The sequence below is a fragment of the Posidoniimonas polymericola genome (assembly GCF_007859935.1).
GTDB lineage: Bacteria > Planctomycetota > Planctomycetia > Pirellulales > Lacipirellulaceae > Posidoniimonas > Posidoniimonas polymericola.
The window spans coordinates 39,424-56,941 of record NZ_SJPO01000011.1; the positions used below are offsets into that span (position 1 = coordinate 39,424).

The following is a 17,518-nucleotide window of genomic DNA, read 5'->3' on the forward strand; positions in this document are numbered from 1 at the left end:
CCCAGTCCCGACATCCCCCCTGAGGCGCCCTGTTGACCATCGCTGTGCTGATCATCCTAGGACTTGTTGGCCTGGTGGCGGGCGGTGAGCTGCTGGTTCGTGGCGCGTCGTCGTTGGCGGCGGCGGCGAGTGTATCCCCACTGGTGATTGGGCTGACGGTGGTCGCGTTCGGCACAAGCGCCCCGGAATTGGCGGTCTCGGTACAGGCCTGCTTCACCGGCAGCACCGACCTGGCAATCGGCAACGCGGTTGGCAGCAACGTAGCGAACATCCTGCTGATCCTCGGCTTCTCTGCCATCTTCTTTCCGCTCGCGGTCCAGGCCCGCCTGTTCCGACTCGACTTCCCGGTGATGCTCGCCGCCGCCATCGCGTTGTGGGTCTTGGGGAGGGACGGCGCGCTCGGCCGAGTTGACGGAGCAATCCTGACGGTCGGTATGCTTGCCTACTTCTTCTGGACGGTCGGCATGGGCCGCAAAGAGGGCCGGCAGCTGGCCGAGGAGTTCGCCGACGTCGTCCCAGAGGGCGACCCCACCACCCTTAGCTCGATCGTGGTCAGTGTTGTGCAGGTGCTGATAGGACTTCTGTTGTTGGTAGGCGGTTCCAACCTGCTGGTGGACGGCTGCGTTCGGTTGGCCACGATGTTCGGCGTGAGTGAGCTGGTGGTTGGCCTCACGGTGGTCGCGATTGGCACCTCGATGCCAGAGCTCGTGACCTCGGTCGTCGCCGCCCGCCGCGGGCACCGGGACCTGGCGGTCGGCAATGTGGTGGGGAGCAACATTCTGAATATCTTCGCGGTGCTCGGGCTGTCGTCGATCGTGGCGCCGGCGGGCGTCGAGGTGCAGAGCCGCGCGCTGGCGTTTGATATCCCGGTGATGATCGCGATCTCCTTCGCCTGCCTGCCGGTTTTCTTGTCGGGCCACTCGATCACGCGGACCGAAGGCGCCGTGATGTTCTTGCTGTTTGTCGGCTACACCGGTTACCTAGTGTGGGCGTCCGTGAACGGTGTCTCGCCCGGTTGGTTTGAAGCGGCCTGCTTCTCGGTCCCTATCCTGGTCGGCGCCTGCGCCGTCGGCCTGCTCGGCTCCCGCCGCAAGCCGAGCTAGCACTGCTGCCGGTGGTCTTTTCAGCAGGCTTTGACTAACCGGTAAAGTCGGAGGCCGGTAACTTCCGAATCCTGCAGAGGGAGCGCGTCGTGCGCGTGCTCCGTATCCCACCCCTGCTGCGGGACGCATGGCAACCGGACGTTACAGCTCGAAGCTTTTGTCGCTGCTGCTGGCATTGGTCGGCGTTGTGGGGTGCTCGCGCACCCACTACCGTCTGCAGGCCGACAGCCAGGCGAACTGCGTCGTAGACCAGAAGGCGCCGCTCGCAGGCAGCGAGGCCGGTCGGTACCGCATCGGCATCCACCCGGCGTCGCGGATGTTCGACCCGAACGACCCCGACCAGCCGCCGATGCCGCCGGACGACCCGGCCTCGAACACGATCCTGCAGTGCGTCGACGGCAAACGCGGCGCAAAGCAGTGGCAGAACGCCGAGCAGACCCCGTTCATCGAGAACCCGAACTGGACCGATTCTCTGCCGCTCGACGAAGAGGGGCGGCTAGTGCTCGACCTGCCTGCGGCGGTGCAAACAGCATTGCTGCACGCCCCCGATTACCAGGAAGAGGTCGAAGACCTGTACCTCTCGGCGCTCGACGTCACGTTCGAACGGTTCCGCTTCGACACCCAGTTCTTCGGCGGCTCGTCGGTTTTCTACACGGCCGACGGTCACGTGCGGTCGGGGATCGGACAGTCTGCTAGCACGCTCAATGTGACTCCATTCACTTCTAGCACCCAGCTGCAAAAACTGGGTGCCACCGGCAGTGAGCTGGTGGTTGGACTGGCAAATTCGCTGGTGTGGCAGTTCTCTGGCCCCGACAACTACGCCAGCACGACCCTGCTGGACTTCACGCTGGTGCAACCCCTGCTGCGGGGCGCCGGTCGGGCGGTGGTGCTCGAGCGGCTCACCATCGCCGAGCGGACCCTGCTGGCCAACGTGCGGAGCATGGAACGCTACCGCAGCGGCTACTACCTCGAGATTGCCATCGGCCGCGACGCGGGCGACGGCGCCAGCCGCCGCGGCGGTTTCTTCGGCGGCGCCGGCCTGGAAGGCTTCACGGGCGTGGGCGGCGGCGGTTTTGGCCGCATCGGCGGGTTCAACGGCGGCGGCAACTTTGGCGGCGGCGGTGGCATCACCGGCGGCGCGGGCGCCGCTGCGGCGAGCGGGTACGTCGGCTTGCTGCAGAGCCAGCAGGTGCTGCTCAACCAGCAGGCGAACGTCGCCGCGCTGCGCGAGAGCGTCGAGCAGCTCGTCGCCTCGTACGACGCCGGCCGCATCGACCGTTTCCAGGTGGACCTTGCTCGGCAGGCGCTCTACAACGCCCAGAGCCAGCTCCTCCAGAGCGAGGCGGGCCTGCAGGGCTCGCTCGACAGCTTCAAGATCACGCTCGGCCTGCCCCCCGACCTGCCGCTGGTGGTCGACGACGACTTGCTGAGCCGCTTCAACCTGCGTGACGAGTCGCTCGTCGCGCTGCAGACCGACGCGACCGTCGCCGCTGGCGAGCTGCGGGAACGGATCCGCGAAGCCAGCGAGGCGGCTACCGAAGCCAGCGACCCCGGTGTGCCCGAGCCCAACTCCCTGCCGTCGCCCGTCGACACCGAACTCGAAGCAGTGCCCAAGCCGGCCGAGGTAATATTGGCAGAGAGCGAGTTCAACCGACTTGCAGCAGAGTCCCTCGCCCAACTAGCGGTCGTCCGCGCCGATGTCGAGCAGCTCGAGGCGATCCTTCCCAGCCGCCGCGAGCACCTCCAGCAGCTCGCCACTTGGGACGAGGTCGCGATGGCCGGCATCGACCCCGACATCTTTTCGCCCGCTCGCCTCGACAAGCGGTTCGACCAGCTCCGGCGCGACCTCGACGTCGTGGCCGAGCGGATCGACCGCCTGGCCGGGCGAGTGGCGTCGGTTGCCGACGCGGCCGAGCAGAGTGGCGGCGATGAAGTCCAGGCCCTCCGCGAAGCCACGAGCCAGCTCTCGTCGGCGCTGCTCGAGCTGTCGCTGCTGCAGGCCCGGGCCAGGCTAGACGCCATCGACACGCCGCCCACCGAGTTGACCCCGGAGGACGCGCTGGCGATCGCTAGCTTCTACCGCCGCGACTGGATGAACAACCGGGCCGCCTTGGTCGACACCTGGCGGCTGGTGACCTTCAACGCCAACGACCTCCGCAGCGACCTCGACGTGGTCTTCAGCGGCGACATCGGCAACGTCGGCGACAACCCGCTGGCGCTCCGCGGCTCCAACGGCAGGCTGCGGGTTGGCCTGCAGTTCGACGCGCCGCTGACACGCCTGAGCGAACGCAACGTCTACGTGCAGTCGCTGATCGAGTACCAGCAGGGGCGACGGGCCTACTACCGCTACGTCGACCGGCTGTACCAGGGCCTGCGGGCCACGCTGCGGCAGGTCCGCCTGAACGAGATCAACCTCGAGCTCCGCCGCGAGGCGGTGCTGGTCGCGATCGCCCAGGTCGACATCACGCAGCTACGGCTGTTCGAGCCCCCCAAGCCAGGGGAAGAGGCCGCCCTCAGCAACACCACGGCCCGCGACCTGGTGCAGGCGTTGTCTGATTTGCTCAACGTCCAAAACGACTTCCTTAGCGTGTGGGTCAACAACGAGGTGCAGCGGCTCAATCTCGAGTGGGATCTCGGCCTGATGCAGGTGGATGAGCGCGGCATCCGCATCCCGCTCCAGGCGCCGTTTCGCGACTTCCTGGCCGCCCTGCCCTGCCCCGACGAGCTGCGCCCCTGGGCAATCCCCGAGGTGGCAGAGCCGGCGGCAGAGCCCGCGGTGTTCGAGTTCCCGGCTGAGTTCTCGAGTTCCGGCCGCCACACGGGGGTCCAGCAGGCAAGCTGGGAGGAGTACGCCGAGCGTCCCCGCCGGCTGCCACAGGTTGCTATCCCATAGCACCGCAGCCCGCACATCGGGGAAATCTCGGTGGGCAGGCGGCGCCTAGGCCGCCTATAATGGTTCAATCCTACTGGGCCCGGTCGATCTCCCCTTTCACTGCCCAACTCAGCCCGCCGGGCGCCGCCTGCCAGTCGGCAGCGACTACGGCGGCATAACGCACCGACGCCATTGGCAATCGACATGAATTCCATCCTCCCCACAGCACTCCCTACGCCGCCCCGCTCGGCCCGACGTGGGGTCTCGGTCTTGGTTCTGTTGGTGTTGTTGGCGATCGTCTCGGGCGGAGCCTACGCCACCTACCAATACCTCCCGGCATTTCAGAGCCGGTCTCTGCATGATGAGATCATGTTCTATGAGATCGAGCGCCAAGACTTCTCGCTCGCGATTACCGAACGCGGCGAGATCGAGTCGGTTGGCGACGCGGAGATTCGTTCGGAGGTGAAGACCCAGAACGCCGGCGGCCTGGCGATCCTGCGGCTCGCCCCAGAGGGCGGCCTGGTGCAAGAAGGCGACTTCCTGGTTGAACTCGACTCGTCGGCGCTCCGTGAGGAACGCACCACCCAACAGATCTCGGTCAACACGGCCGAGGCCCTCGTCGTCGAGGCCCGCAACCTGTACGAGACCGCCGTCATTGCCGAGCAGGAGTACCTCGAAGGGGTGTACGTCCAAGAGCGGCAGACCATTGAGAGCGAGGTGTTCGTTGCCGAGGAGAACCTGACCCGCGCACAGGAGTACCTGCAGTACAGCAAGAAGCTAGCCGCCAAGGGGTACGTCAACGACCTGCAACTCGAGGCCGACGCGTTCGCAGTCGAGAAGGCCCGCAAAGAGCTCGAGGCCGCCAAGACCAAGCTCCGTGTGCTCGACGACTTCACCAAGGCGAAGATGCTCAAGCAGTTGCAGAGCGACATCCTCATCACCAAGGCCAAGTGGGAAGCCGAGAAAAACTCGCTGCAGCTCGAGAGCGACAAGCTCACCGACATCAACGACCAGATCACCAAGTGCGTCATCACCGCGCCGCGGGACGGCGTTGTGAAGTACGCGCACGTCTCCGACCGCCGCGGCGACAACGACTTCATCGTCGAGGAGGGCGCCGAGGTCCGCGAGCGGCAGACCATCATCCGCCTGCCGGACACGTCCCAGATGCGGGTAGAGCTGACGATCAACGAGTCGCTGGTGCAGCACGTCAAGGTTGGCATGCCGGCGCAGATCCGTCCCATCGGCGTGGACGACACCGTCCTGCCGGGACGGGTATCAACGATCAACCAGTACGCCGAGCCCTCGGGCTGGCGCAAGGCGAACGTCAAGGAATACAAGGCGTACGTCGAGCTTGTTTCCGCAGCCGACGGCCTGCGGCCCGGCATGACTGCCAGCGTGACTATCAATTCCATCGACTCCCCCAATGTGCTCCAGGCGCCCGTGCAGGCGGTCTACTCCCACGGCGCCGACTTCTACTGTTTTGTTCCACGGGGCGAGCAGCTCGAGGCCCGCAAGCTGACGTGCGGCCCGACCAACGACCGTTTCTTCGTGATCGAGGACGGACTGCAAGAGGGCGAGCGGGTCGCGATGAACCCGCGCGACCTGCTATCGCTTGTCGACCTGCCCGAGCTCCCCAAGAAGCCCGGCCGCCGCGGCCCCGAGCAACGCGCACCCGAGCCCGCCCCGGACGCCGCCAAGGGCGAGGTGGCCGCGGCCCGGCCACAGCCGGCCGCGACCGACGGCTGATCCCCGCCCGACTCTTCGCCACCGCCCTGCCGCGCCCCAATGAAGCCCACCCCGTCCGCCGTCAGCATCCGCGAGCTGCAGAAGCACTACGTCGTCGGCGGCGAGACCGTCAAAGCCCTGCGGGGCGTGTCGTTTGAGGTCCCCGTGGGCGACTACCTGTCGATCATGGGCCCGTCCGGCTCCGGCAAGAGCACGCTGCTCAACCTGCTGGGGTGCCTCGACCGGCCGACGTCGGGGTCGTTCCTGCTCGGCGGGGTGGACGTCGCGCACATGCCCGACGACCTGCTCGCCGAGACCCGCGCCACCAGCCTCGGCATCGTGTTTCAGTCGTTTAACCTCCTTCCGTCGCTGACGGTGGTGGAGAACATCGAGCTGCCGCTCTACTACAGCGGCCGGCTCGGCCGCGACGCACGCGAGCACTGCGAGGAGCTCGCCAAGCGGGTCGGCCTGGGCGACCGCCTTGACCACCGCCCGACCCAGCTCTCCGGCGGTCAGCAGCAGCGGGTGGCGATCGCCCGCAGCCTGGCCAACGACCCGCGGTTCATCCTCGCCGACGAGCCGACCGGCAACCTCGACTCGCAGACCACCAACGACATCCTGCGACTGCTCGACGAGCTGAACCAGGAGGGCCGCACGCTCATCATCGTGACCCACGAGGACGAGGTCGCCGAACGCACCAAACGCACCATCGTCCTCCGCGACGGCCAGCTGCAGACCGACGAGAGGCGTTCATGAACCACTGGGGCCGCACGCTCGGCATGAGCATCAAGAGCCTGCTGATGCACCCGATGCGCAGCGGCCTGACCGTGCTCGGCATCCTGATCGGCGTGTCGAGCGTGATCTGGCTGCTGGCGATCGGCGAGGGCATCAGCGCCAAGTCGCAGGAGCAGATCGCCGGCCTCGGCGCCCAGAACATTATCGTCCGCACGATCAAACCCTCGAGCGACGACTTCGAGGGCGGCCTGTACGGCCTGACCCGCGACGACTACCGCCGGATCAGCGAGACGATCCCCACGCTCGAGTCCGTGCTGCCGATCCGCGAGCTCCGCCGCGAGTTCCGCCACGGCTCGCGCCGCATGGAGGGTCGCTTGGTCGGCTGCACCCCCGAGTACATGGAGGTCGTCCGGCTTAGGCTGGCCGACCGCCGCGGCAACCGCTTCCTCACCGACCTCGACATCGACGAGGAACGCAACTACTGCGTGCTCGCCTACGAGGTCGCCCGCAAGCTGTTCCCGATGGGGGGCGAGTTCGGCAAGTCGGTCATGATCGACGACGAGTTCTACGAGGTGGTGGGCGTCGTCGCCGCCCGCGACCCGACCGCCGGCATCGGCGGCTCGCTCGCCGCAGAAGACTTTTCCGGCGACGTCTACGTGCCGATCACCACCCTCTGGCGCCGCAACGGCGACATGGAGATCATCACCAAGCCCGGCCAGTTCCAGCAGGAGATCAAGGAGATCGACCAGATCACCGCCAAGGTCGCCAACAAGACGGACGTCCTCAAGACGGCCGGCGTGCTCCGCCAGACGGTCGAGGCCTACCACCCCGATCGCGACTTCGGCGTCACCGTGCCGCTCGAGCTGCTGCAGCAGGCCCGTACGACGCAGCTCATGTTCATCCTGTTCCTCGGCCTGATCGCGGCGATCTCGCTGGTAGTCGGCGGCATCGGCATCATGAACATCATGCTGGCGACCGTCACCGAGCGGACCCGCGAGATCGGCATCCGCCGCGCGGTTGGCGCGAAGAAGGCCGACATCGTGCAGCAGTTCCTCACCGAGAGCGTCGTGCTGTCGGTGGTGGGCGGGCTGCTCGGCATCCTGATCGGCCTGGCCTGCCGCCCGCTCTTGATCGCGCTCCGCGCGTTCATGTTCTGGCAGTTCCCCGACCAGATGGAGGCCCTCCCCGACCTGATCCGCTCGGTCGAGCCGATCTTGGTTGGCTGGTCGATCCCGCTGGCGTTCCTGATCTCGGCCGTGGTCGGCGTGCTGTTCGGCGTCTACCCGGCGACCAAAGCGGCCGCACTGGACCCGATTGTCGCCCTGCGGCATGAGTGACGCATTGCTCGCCCCCGGTCCCCCGGGCGACTTTTGTCCCTAATTCGCCCATCGAATTATCAGGACAAAAGTCGGGCATGATTTCTTGCGAAGTTCGTCGCAAGTCATTGTGGCGGTGTGGGTTGTGGGGAATGCCTTCGCCGTCAGCTGCCAACTTTTGTCCCTTACCGCGCGCAACAGGGGACAAAAGTCCAACTCCCGCCTCGCGGCAGGGCAGTTTGGGTCCGACTCAGCCCCAACCGCTGGCGAGACTTTGCTCCAGCGAACACCACCATTCGACCGCGCTGGGTGGCTCATTTCTACAGAAATCCCGGGGGCGCCTGAACGTGCCGCTCCGGGCTAGATTTGGCGCTGGTTGCAGGCAACTGCAGATAGACGGCACGGTTCTGTACTCAGACGAGCGTCTGGCAGGACGAAGAACCGACTACTCGCCGATTTTTGGTCGTCTCAGCGACAGATAAAGTTTCTGCATGTCAGATCGCCTATACTCATCGGTCAGAGGAGCAGGGGCGGAGTTTGGTTTCGCCCTCCTCCGATGATCGGCCCACGAACCGGGTCGCGCTTTTCTAGCTGGGTTGCTTTTCCAATGGCGTTTCGCCTGTCCTTTGTTTCTTTGAGGAGTGTCTGATGATTTGGCGCCTATCGCTGCTCGCCTGCCTCGCAATCGCCACACCGGCCGCTGCGACTACCATGAATTTTGACTTCGGCAACAACGGCCGGCAGACGAACGTGCCCGGCTGGAACAACGTCGTCCACGACAACGGTTCGCCCTCCCCGACGCTGTTTGTCGTGTTCGACGACACAGGCGTAGCGGTGCCCGGCGTCACTCTTGAAGAGACCGACGAATTCTATATCGTTGGTCAACCATCTCAGGGGGGCAGTGAGTCGCCCGCGGGCGACGCGGCCGGGTTGCCTGTCGATGCAACGGACGACTACTACTTTGGGCACAGCGGCGCCTTCGGCGGCGGCGATGACAACCCAACCGGCGGATTCAAGCTGACCGGCCTCGATCAGAACCTCGCGTACGACTTCTTGTTTTTCTCCTCCCGCACCGGAGTCAACGACAACCGTGAGACGGCGTTCAGCGTCACCGGCAGCAACGTCGGCAGCGGGCTGACAGCGACCTCCAACAACGACTCGGAGGTGCTGACGATCAGCGGCATCATGCCCGACGCCAACAGCGAGATCGCGATTAGCGTCTCGGCTGGCCCCAACAACGACAACGGCAACGGGTTCTACTACGTGAACCTGATGCAGGTCAGCACCGCCGTTCCCGAGCCCGCCTCGGGCCTGCTGATCGCCCTGTCCGGCGGGCTGACCGCCTTGCGTCGTCGCCGGTAAGCACCGCCCCACCCCGGGCGGCCCGAAGAGATCGGGCCGCCCGGCGGTGAGGTCTGCACGTCGTTGTTCTACAAACATTAGTCGGAGGGCTGCAGGCATGAATATCGGTCAATGGAGGCCCGCCTTGGCGGTGCTGCTACTCTCGGTGGGCTGGGCGGACGCCGCCCCCCTCAACATCATCTTCTACGGCAACAGCTTCACGTTCGGTGCAGGCAGCAGCCGGCCGGTCGATTCGATCTTCCGCGACATCGCCACCATCGCCGGGCACGAACGCCCCTACACAATCAGCGCCGCAAGCTCTGGACAAGACCTCGAGTGGCACGTCAACAACAACACGCAAAGGATCACCTCCTCGATTCTGCCGGGCAACAACTGGGACCACATCGTGCTGCAGGAGCATTCGACGAAGCTCACGCGGGCGTACCCGGACTCGCCCCCCTTCCCGGCCAGCGTTGAGGAATCGAAAACGACCGCGGTAGAGCTGTTCAACGTCGCCAAGCAGCACAGCCCAGGCGTGACGCCCGTCCTTTACGAGACCTGGGCCCGCGGCCCCGGGCACGCGTTCTACACGGGCGCCAACCCGCTCTTCTCGGGCCCCGCAGAGATGCAGGCAGAGATCCGCGCCGGCTACGACGCGCTGCAAGAGGCGCTCGACACCGACGCGGGACAGCAGCAGACGCTGCTGGCGCCCGTCGGCGACGCCTGGCGGGAAGCCAACTACGACAACCTGCACGCCACCGACCTGTGGCACGCCCAGAACCGTGGCTCGCTGCTCGCCGCGTTGGTGATTTACGGCACGATCTACGGCGACACAAACACCAGCGCGCTCGACCTGACCCAGCGGCGGGTTCTTGACTCGCTGAACCTGACCGAGGCGGATGGCGCCTTCCTGACCGCCGCCGCAGACGCCACCCTCCGGGCGGAGAACGTCCCCGAACCCTGCTCGGCGGCAGTCGTGATTGGGATGTTGACCGTGGCCGCGGCTTGTCGTCAGGCGGCGCCGACAAAAAGAGGTGTCGGGGTGGCTCCGTAGAAGCCCCGCCGTTGGTAAGAGGATCATGGTGTCGTGGGCGAGCGCGCTTAAACACAGAAGGAAACGGACAGGTCCAAGTCCCCCCGATCTCGCCGGCGTGCGCGATCTCGGCCTTGGTCGGCGTGCTGTCCGGCGTCTACCCCGCGACCAAAGCCGCCGCCCTCGACCCGGTTGTCGCCCTGCGGCACGAGTAGCCGTCGCCAACACGAGCCGCGGGGCGTCAGCCCCCGGAGTAGCCCACCAAGCGGCGGCGATCAGACCGGTTTGGCTCCCCCCGGCTAACGCCGGGGGCTCTCGGCCGACACGGCTCGTTTTGTCCTCCCTGGTTTTGTCCGAAAAATCGAGCGGAGGGGACAAAACCCCTGGCGTTGCGAGTCTCTCCGATCGTGTTTCCCCCTGTAAACCAAGCGATAACGCCGCCGCCATCGGCTCGGGCCAACGTGGGTTTTGTCTGAGCGTTGTTTTGTCCTCAGGCCCGCTCCTCACCGCGGGCCCGCGCTGCCCAGAGCTCGAGCTTTTCAACTGCGCAGCAGCCACCAATAGGCGCCAGGCCCGACGGGGCCCGCCCTGCGGCGAGAGAGTAGATTTGTCCACCACTCATTAGACCACGGCCGGTGGGGCGCCTCTACAACAAAATCTCCACACCGCCAACAGCCCCATCAGCCGCAGGGCGTTAGCCCCCGGTTCGGAAACGGCCCCGCCTCTATCTACTTCGCGATTTAGTGGTCCGATCGAAGGCTTGGCCAGTCAGACAGGATCTCTGCGTCTGGAATCGCCTCCTCTAAGAATGCAATGTCTTCTCTCTCCAGGGACGTACCTCGGACGTCGAGCCTTCTGAGATGGCTCATGCGGGCAAGACCCGGGAGCGACTTGTTGGTGATGCGAGTGTTTCGAAGAGCAAGTTCCTGAAGCCCCGTGAGCGAGCTAACCTCAGTGACGGTCATGTCGCCCGCAAGCGTGTCGGAAAATGAGATGCCCTGCAGAGATGGCAGGGCTTTCAGGTTGAGGCTCTCGAAAGTCAAGTCGGTGATTGGCTGGTGATACCCGCGCACGAAGGCAAATTGAGCCGATTCGCCAACCACGATGCCCAGGTAGTCCGCACAAAAAGAGGTCAGCATGCCGTGACGCGGCGCGCTGCCGCTGAGGCGCACAGCCGGCTCATCGGGCATCGTGCGGTAGCCGTCGCTCTCGAAGAGCACTTCGCCACCAAGCATCCCAATGCGGTCAATCGCCCGGAACTCACGCGTCTTCACCGCCCACAAGCCGAGGAGCAGGCAGGTTGAGGTGATCGCCCCGATGGCAGTCTTTAGTTTGAAGCGGATCCTCATCGTCGGCCTCCAGGGCCCGGCAAGGGATACGAGTCTAGGCGAGCAGGGATTGCACGGCCGCGGGAATGGCGCCCGGCAGACACGGCAGGAGTCCGACCCGCTGCAAGGGGGTCATGCTGCTGCCGGCGAACGAATGCGGTTCCTGACACCTTTGCGCCTTCACCATTGCGCCCGCTACTCCTTCAGCACCATGTCGATGCACATCACGGCGGCGAGGATCAGCTTCCGCACGGCGCCGTGGTCGGGGAGCGCGTCGGAGATCTCGAGGATGTAGTTGTCGGCGCTGGTGAACATCTCCTTGCCGATCCCGGACCACTTCTTCGCTACCTGCGCCAGCTGCGTCTCGCCGGCCATGAAGCGGAAGTTCCACCCGGTCCATTTCCCCTTGAGCTCACACACGGGGGTATCGCTCGCGTCGCGCACCGTGAACGCGCCGCCAATCGAGAAGAATTTCTGCTTGAAGCCGCCGATACGCTGGTTGTTCTCGTCGAGCACGTCGACCGTTGAGAGCAAGATAGAAATCCCCCGAGTTATCCGGACAACCTGGCGGCCGTCGGGCGTCTGTACGCGGATGTCGAAGGGGGTCATCCGCTTGTAGTCGGTGAACCGGAGCAGCTTGGTGAATAGCCCTAGGTCGGGCTCACGGCACTCCATCACCAACCCGCCGGTGGCCGGGTCGTAGATATCGTAGTTGTTGGCCGCCTTGAACATGCCCACGTGCTCTTTGACGAGCAGCAGGTTGAGGCTGAGCGGGTCGGTCATGCCGTGTTCCCTGTGTTTGGTCGAGCGTTAGGAGACGACGCGAGCATAACAGATGACCGCATCGTTCCGCCACTTTCTGAGGGGAACAAACAGCACGCGGACCGGCGGGCAGAAGCGGTCCGGCTGATCAACCGGCCCGCGGGCCGTTGAGGCATGCCCACGAGAGCGTGGGCATGCGCCGCGGCTGCTGCCACAAAAAAAGCCGGGGACCAAGGTCCCCGGCTCGTGGGTTTCGCTTGTCGCTGAGCGGTCTGCCTAGCGGGCGACGGCCAGCTTCTTCTCGCCGAGCAGGCGCAGGTAGTCGGCGACGATCGACATCGCCTCCTTGTTGTAGTGCTCCTCCATGTCGAACACCGGGCGGTCGGTGTCGGTCGCCTTCTCGAAGGTCTCTTCCTGCTCCTTGTCGGCGTCCAGCTCTTCCTTCTCGGCCAGGTACTGCTCGAGGTTCAGCGTGACAGTCTTCTTGTCCTTCTGCTCCTCGTAGCGGTTAATCTGCTTGAGGTCCTTCTGGAAGTCGGCCGACTGCGAGATGCGGTCGGCGGACAGCCGTTGCAGCTCGGCCTTGATGCCGCCGTTGACCATGCCGAAGCGGTCGTGCCGCATCTCTTTGACCTGGTCGAAGGAGAGGGCGTAGTCGAGGTCACGCTCGGAGATCCCCTCGATGTGCTGCGTCAGCGCCGGGATCACCACGTCGGACACGACGCCGCGGTTCTGGGTGCTGTCGCCGCCGGGGCGGTAGAACTGCTGGATGGTCAGCTTGAGGGCGCCCCAGTTCTTGCTGGTCTGCCGGCCGAACAGCAGCTCGGCCAGGTTGAACAGCTGCTGCACGGTGCCCTTGCCGTGGGTCGACTCGTCGCCGACGACGATGCCGCGGCCGTAGTCCTGGATGGCGCCGGCGAAGATCTCGCTGGCCGACGCGCTGAACTTGTTGGTCATCACCATCAGCGGGCCGCTCCACAGCATGCCGGGGTCGTCGTCGGCGTGCGGGATGCTGCGTCCGTCCGGACCCTTCACCTGGACCACGGGGCCGCGGTCGATGAACAGGCCGGTCATCGCGACCGACTCCTGCAGCGAGCCGCCGCCGTTGAACCGCAGGTCGACGACCACGGCGTCGACGCCCTGATCGTTGAAGCCGCTCAAGAGCCGCGCGACGTCGCGGGTGGTGCTGCGGTAGTTGGGCAGGCCGCGGCGGGCGCCCTCCATGTCCATGTAGAAGCTGGGCAGCGCGACAACGCCGATCTTGTAGGGCTGGCCGCTGGGCTTGCGGCCCCAGTTGATGACGGCGCCGCGGGCCTCTTGGTTCTTGAGCTCGACGCGGTCGCGGATGATCTCGTAGACCTTCAGCTCCTTGGGGTTGTCGGCCGGCTTCACCTCGAGCCGGACCACGGTGCCCTGCTTGCCGCGGATCAGCTTGACCACGTTGCGCAGCTTCATGTCGACAATGTCGTCCATGGGGCCGGTTGCGCCCTGGCCGACGCTGACGATGATGTCGCCCTCCTTGAGGCGGCCGTCCTCGTCGGCGGCTCCGCCGGCGATGATCTCCTGGACGGTGGTGTAGCCGTCCTCGCTGCGGAGCGCGGCGCCGATGCCGTCGAGCTCCAGCCGCATCGCGATGTCGAAGTCCTCAAGGGTCGACTTCGACATGTAGCTGGAGTGCGGGTCGAAGGCCGAGGTCATCGAGGTCAGGAACAGCTCGAGCAGCTCGTCGTCGTCGGTCTCGTCCCAACGCTTGCGGACGCTGTTGTAACGCTTGCGGAGCTTCTCCTTGGCCTCGTCTGTCTCTTTGCCGTCGGCGAGCTGCACGACCATGTCGAACTTGACCCGCTTGCGCCACCGCTCGACCGCCTCGTCGACCGACTTGGGGTAGGTGGTGTCGTCACGCTCGCGGATCATCGACTCGTCGACCGTGAAGTCGTGCGGGGCGTCGATCTGCTCGAGCGCGGTCTGGGTGCGTTCCTCGACGCGGGCGAGGAAGCGGGAGAAGATTGTGTAGGCGAACGACACGTCGTTGTTGTTGAGCATGTCGTCAACACGGTGCCGGTTCTGCTGGAACTCGTCGATGTCCGACTGCAGGAAGTACAGCTTCCACGGGTCGAGCGACTTGAGGAACGAGTCGAGGCACCGCTCGCTGACCGTGTCGTCGACGCGCTGGCCGGTGAGGTGCCAGGCCTCCATCCGGACCCGCACGACCTTGGTGATCTGGCGGTCCTGCAGGTCCGGCGCCTTGGGCCGGGCCGAGGCCGGGGCCGCCAGCAGCAGGACCGGAAGCATCAAGGCCGAGAGCAGCGCCCAGGCCCGCGGGCCTGCGGCCCGGGAACACAGCCGCGGGCGAGCGTGAGGGGAGCGCGTGCAGACAAGCGGCATAGGGAAATCTCCGTCTTCGGAATGTTCTGTCGCGGAACGATAAGGGGAACACCATGCCGGCGGCAATAGCGCCCGCCGCGGGGAGGCCGCGGGCAGCGATCAGGCCAGAGGCCAGTCGCAGATTGCCACAGGCCGGTCGCTGATTGCCAGAGGCCGGCCGCTAGTTGGTTGTCGCTGATTGCCTGTCGTTAGGGCCGCTGACTCTCACAGCGGCCCCGGGCGAACCCCGAATCTCTTCCTAACTGTCCTTGTTGAAACAACTTACCCATCGTACCGGTCTGGTAGAAATGAGGCAATATTGAGTGCGAGGGGCGACTGGGCTCGCCTGTGGTGATTGCCGGACCGGGGGCTTACCCATTGTTACGCAGCGGGACGAGCGGGGGTTCAGAGGCGCGATTCAACGCCCCTGGCGACGGAACAGCCGCCACCGCCGCTCGGTTTCGGGCGCGTCGCCTGCATCGCCAAAGTCCTCCAGCTCGGTCACGACCCAGCGGACACGCCGCCCGCTGGCGTCGCGTTCGGTGGACGAGGCCTGCACCAGCCCGCCGGGGGCGAGGCCGCAGAGCAGCTCGGTGCGCTCGATCTGATTGGCTCCTGCGGTCGCCCGGACCTGCTGGCGGTAGCCGGCGACCATCCCCCCCTCGAGCAGGATCGGGACGTCCACGGCCAGCACGCTGGTGACCTCGCCCGTCAGGTCCGAGGCCGAGCTGCCGTCCGGCGCGGCCACCTCGCGACGCATCAGGTAGGGGGGGAATTCGGGGGCGTAGAAGAGGGTCTCGATGCGCCGCTGCGGGCCCTCGCCGTAGGTGAGTTCCCACTGCTGGCAGGGGATGGTCTTGCCGCCGAGGCTGATGTCGACCGCCGGGTGCTCGACCGCGATCGGCGACTGGCTGGTGTGGTCGGTCAGCAGGCTGCGGCGGGTCACCTGCGTGGCCCCGCGGAGACGCTTGCCGCCGACCTCCACGACCGAGGTGGTCTCGAGCGTGTAGCTCTCATCGGTGATCTCCGACAGCTTATCGGTGTGCAGGGTCTCGCTGCGGGTAAGGAAGCGGCCGCTCTCGTCGAAGGTCTCGGTGACGGTGCGGAGCGTCCGCCAGGCGCCGACGTCGAAGCGGCCCCACGGGTGGCTCTCGACGGGCAGCTGCAGCGAGTCGGGCGCGGGGGGGAGCTCGGGGGCCGAAACGGTCGCGACTGCCTTCTCGGCGGTGAACGGCTGGGCGGAGTCGGTGATCGACTCGTCGACTGGGGGGGCGATGGGGGGCTGGGAGGCCGCCGGGCCCACCAGCGCCACGGCGACCGCGCACAGGGCGCCAAGCGTCGTTCCGAGGACGCGCAGAACGCGGGCACGCAGGGCTGGCCGGACGTAGGGCGGGGGGAGGCGGAGCATCGGGTTTACTTACGGAAAGGGCCCCGCCGGGGGTCGGCGGGCTTCGACAAGTATAGAACCGGGAGCTGGGCTAAACGACCGGCGGCTGGTCGCTTTGCTCGTCAGAACCGGCAGAATCGTTCCCCTCGAACGCCGCGACCAGGTCGAGGTCTTGGCGGGCGAACACCGTGCGGAGGTTCAGCAGAAGCGAATCTCCTTCGACTTCCGCCGCCACCGCGGGGGACCTCTCGAGCAGACGGCGCGACAACGCCTCGGCAGTGCTCTCGGTTGGCCGGACGCGGATGCCCCAGGACGGCAGGCAGATCGGCAGCCCGCCGATCGGCGACCCGGCGAGCTCGACCGCCTCGGCCGAGTACTGCGGCGCGGCGTCCAGCTGCGGCGCCAGCCGCTCGGCGCGGCTCTTCAGGTTGTCGATCGGCGCAGTGACCAGCGAGAGCACCGGGACGCTCAGCTCGGCCCGCTCGGGGGTGGCGTGCAGCTGAAGCGTGGCGGCCAGCGCGCCGGCCTGCCGCCCGGTCGCCCGGCAGGTCGCGAGCAGCGGCGATCCGAGCAGCCGCTCGACGGCGGCCGTGGCTCCAACCGCGATGCCGCACTCCGGGCCGCCGATCAGGCCGTCGCCGCGGGCGAGCACGAGGTCGGCGCCCGTGTGGATCGCCTCCTGCAACGAGGGGAGCAGGGGCTCCAGCCCGGCGAGCGGCCTGAGGGCGGCTCCGCCGAGCTCGACGACCACGCTGCCGCCGCTCCGCTTGGCGGTCTGAACGAGCTCTTCCAGGGCGGGGCGGCAGGCCGACAGCGGGTTCACCGTGCTGCCCATCCGCAGCACGGTGGCCGGGCGGCCGTCGAGGGCGCGTTCGTAGTCGTTCGCGTTCACGCTGTCGGCGGCGCCAACCTCTAGCAGGCTGACATTGGCCGCGGTCGCCAGGTCGGTCAGCCGGCAGGGGGCGTCGATCGTGCCGACCTCGCCACGGGCAATCACCACGCTGTTGTTGGACGTTTGGGTGCGGAGGGCGAGCTCGATGGCGGCGGGGTGCGAAGAGAAGACCGCCGCGGCCTCGGCGCCGGTCAGCTCGCACAGCAGACGGCAGGCGTCCTGATCGGCGTGGCCATTGCTGAGCCCGCCGTCGCCGACACTAAGGGTGAAGTCCTGCGCGGTGAGCAGCATCCGCTCGACCGCGGCCTCTGGCAGCGGCGATGAGACCCACGGCGAGCCACGGAACCGACCAGTGGCGTTGATTGCCCCGCCGACCTTGAACGAGTCGGCGCCCGACAGGTAGCGGCTGACCCGCTCGGCGAGCTCCGAAAATGAGGGGACGTTGGCCTCCTCGGCGCGGTGCGCGAGGTCTGCGCGGACGTCGTCCAAGAAGGTCCGCACCTGCGCAGTGACCACGTTCGGGTGCAGCCGATCGACGACCGACTTCACCCGCGGGTTTTCTAGCAGCTCTGCCGCAGTAGGGAGTTTTTTCCAGAGGTCCGAGGTCTTCATGCCTGCCCGCTTGAGGTCGAAATCATTTAGAATTGGGTCTTCTACCAT

Annotated in this window: 12 protein-coding genes; 7 read left to right on the forward strand and 5 right to left on the reverse strand. The window is 66.4% G+C overall.

Going from position 1 to position 17,518, the window contains the following annotated elements; genetic code table 11:
- Positions 1 to 32 precede the first annotated feature (32 nt).
- From Pla123a_RS19775 to Pla123a_RS19805, 7 genes are all read left to right on the forward strand, one after another.
- A complete protein-coding gene (locus tag Pla123a_RS19775) occupies positions 33 to 1,103 on the forward strand; it encodes a calcium/sodium antiporter (RefSeq protein WP_231956566.1) in 1,071 nt (356 codons plus the stop codon).
- Between the two features lie 127 nt (positions 1,104 to 1,230).
- On the forward strand, positions 1,231 to 3,996 hold the full coding sequence (locus Pla123a_RS19780; RefSeq protein WP_146590228.1) for a TolC family protein: 2,766 nt from the start codon (positions 1,231 to 1,233) through the stop codon (positions 3,994 to 3,996).
- Positions 3,997 to 4,179: 183 nt separating this feature from the next.
- Positions 4,180 to 5,721: an efflux RND transporter periplasmic adaptor subunit gene (locus tag Pla123a_RS19785; RefSeq protein ID WP_146590231.1), complete on the forward strand. Its 1,542-nt coding sequence runs from the start codon at positions 4,180 to 4,182 to the stop codon at positions 5,719 to 5,721.
- A 39-nt stretch (positions 5,722 to 5,760) separates the two neighbouring features.
- The gene (locus Pla123a_RS19790) at positions 5,761 to 6,456 is read left to right on the forward strand and encodes an ABC transporter ATP-binding protein (RefSeq protein WP_146590233.1); all 696 of its coding nucleotides are present in this window, start codon (positions 5,761 to 5,763) and stop codon (positions 6,454 to 6,456) included.
- Positions 6,453 to 7,772 carry an ABC transporter permease gene (locus tag Pla123a_RS19795; RefSeq protein ID WP_146590235.1) on the forward strand — a complete coding sequence of 440 codons (1,320 nt, stop codon included), beginning with the start codon at positions 6,453 to 6,455 and terminating at the stop codon, positions 7,770 to 7,772. The genes Pla123a_RS19790 and Pla123a_RS19795 overlap by 4 nt, the downstream gene beginning before the upstream one ends.
- 627 nt (positions 7,773 to 8,399) lie before the next feature.
- On the forward strand, positions 8,400 to 9,113 hold the full coding sequence (locus tag Pla123a_RS19800) for a PEP-CTERM sorting domain-containing protein (protein WP_146590237.1): 714 nt from the start codon (positions 8,400 to 8,402) through the stop codon (positions 9,111 to 9,113).
- 97 nt (positions 9,114 to 9,210) lie between these two features.
- On the forward strand, positions 9,211 to 10,146 hold the full coding sequence (locus Pla123a_RS19805; protein WP_146590239.1) for a hypothetical protein: 936 nt from the start codon (positions 9,211 to 9,213) through the stop codon (positions 10,144 to 10,146).
- Between the two features lie 719 nt (positions 10,147 to 10,865).
- Here the strand turns inward: Pla123a_RS19805 and Pla123a_RS19815 are convergent.
- The 5 genes from Pla123a_RS19815 to Pla123a_RS19840 all read right to left on the reverse strand — a co-directional run bounded on the left by Pla123a_RS19815 (position 10,866) and on the right by Pla123a_RS19840 (position 17,518).
- Positions 10,866 to 11,474: a leucine-rich repeat domain-containing protein gene (locus Pla123a_RS19815; protein WP_146590243.1), complete on the reverse strand. Its 609-nt coding sequence runs from the start codon at positions 11,472 to 11,474 to the stop codon at positions 10,866 to 10,868.
- 174 nt (positions 11,475 to 11,648) lie between these two features.
- Complete coding sequence (locus tag Pla123a_RS19820; protein ID WP_146590245.1) at positions 11,649 to 12,236, reverse strand: phospholipid scramblase-related protein; 588 nt, start codon at positions 12,234 to 12,236, stop codon at positions 11,649 to 11,651.
- 255 nt (positions 12,237 to 12,491) lie between these two features.
- Positions 12,492 to 14,507 carry a carboxy terminal-processing peptidase gene (locus Pla123a_RS19825; protein ID WP_146590247.1) on the reverse strand — a complete coding sequence of 672 codons (2,016 nt, stop codon included), beginning with the start codon at positions 14,505 to 14,507 and terminating at the stop codon, positions 12,492 to 12,494.
- A gap of 490 nt (positions 14,508 to 14,997) precedes the next feature.
- Complete coding sequence (locus tag Pla123a_RS19835) at positions 14,998 to 15,987, reverse strand: hypothetical protein (protein WP_146590249.1); 990 nt, start codon at positions 15,985 to 15,987, stop codon at positions 14,998 to 15,000.
- A gap of 70 nt (positions 15,988 to 16,057) precedes the next feature.
- The gene (locus Pla123a_RS19840) at positions 16,058 to 17,518 is read right to left on the reverse strand and encodes a hypothetical protein (RefSeq protein WP_197528134.1); all 1,461 of its coding nucleotides are present in this window, start codon (positions 17,516 to 17,518) and stop codon (positions 16,058 to 16,060) included.

What these genes read in the sequence shown, in the direction of transcription:
- Pla123a_RS19835 (WP_146590249.1), bottom strand. Translation starts at nt 15,987, where the DNA reads ATGCTCCGCCTCCCCCCGCCCTACGTCCGGCCAGCCCTGCGTGCCCGC.
- Pla123a_RS19790 (WP_146590233.1), top strand. Translation starts at nt 5,761, where the DNA reads ATGAAGCCCACCCCGTCCGCCGTCAGCATCCGCGAGCTGCAGAAGCAC.
- Pla123a_RS19785 (WP_146590231.1), top strand. Translation starts at nt 4,180, where the DNA reads ATGAATTCCATCCTCCCCACAGCACTCCCTACGCCGCCCCGCTCGGCC.
- Pla123a_RS19795 (WP_146590235.1), top strand. Translation starts at nt 6,453, where the DNA reads ATGAACCACTGGGGCCGCACGCTCGGCATGAGCATCAAGAGCCTGCTG.
- Pla123a_RS19815 (WP_146590243.1), bottom strand. Translation starts at nt 11,474, where the DNA reads ATGAGGATCCGCTTCAAACTAAAGACTGCCATCGGGGCGATCACCTCA.
- Pla123a_RS19840 (WP_197528134.1), bottom strand. Translation starts at nt 17,518, where the DNA reads ATGGTAGAAGACCCAATTCTAAATGATTTCGACCTCAAGCGGGCAGGC.
- Pla123a_RS19800 (WP_146590237.1), top strand. Translation starts at nt 8,400, where the DNA reads ATGATTTGGCGCCTATCGCTGCTCGCCTGCCTCGCAATCGCCACACCG.
- Pla123a_RS19805 (WP_146590239.1), top strand. Translation starts at nt 9,211, where the DNA reads ATGAATATCGGTCAATGGAGGCCCGCCTTGGCGGTGCTGCTACTCTCG.
- Pla123a_RS19820 (WP_146590245.1), bottom strand. Translation starts at nt 12,236, where the DNA reads ATGACCGACCCGCTCAGCCTCAACCTGCTGCTCGTCAAAGAGCACGTG.
- Pla123a_RS19825 (WP_146590247.1), bottom strand. Translation starts at nt 14,507, where the DNA reads ATGCTTCCGGTCCTGCTGCTGGCGGCCCCGGCCTCGGCCCGGCCCAAG.
- Pla123a_RS19780 (WP_146590228.1), top strand. Translation starts at nt 1,231, where the DNA reads ATGGCAACCGGACGTTACAGCTCGAAGCTTTTGTCGCTGCTGCTGGCA.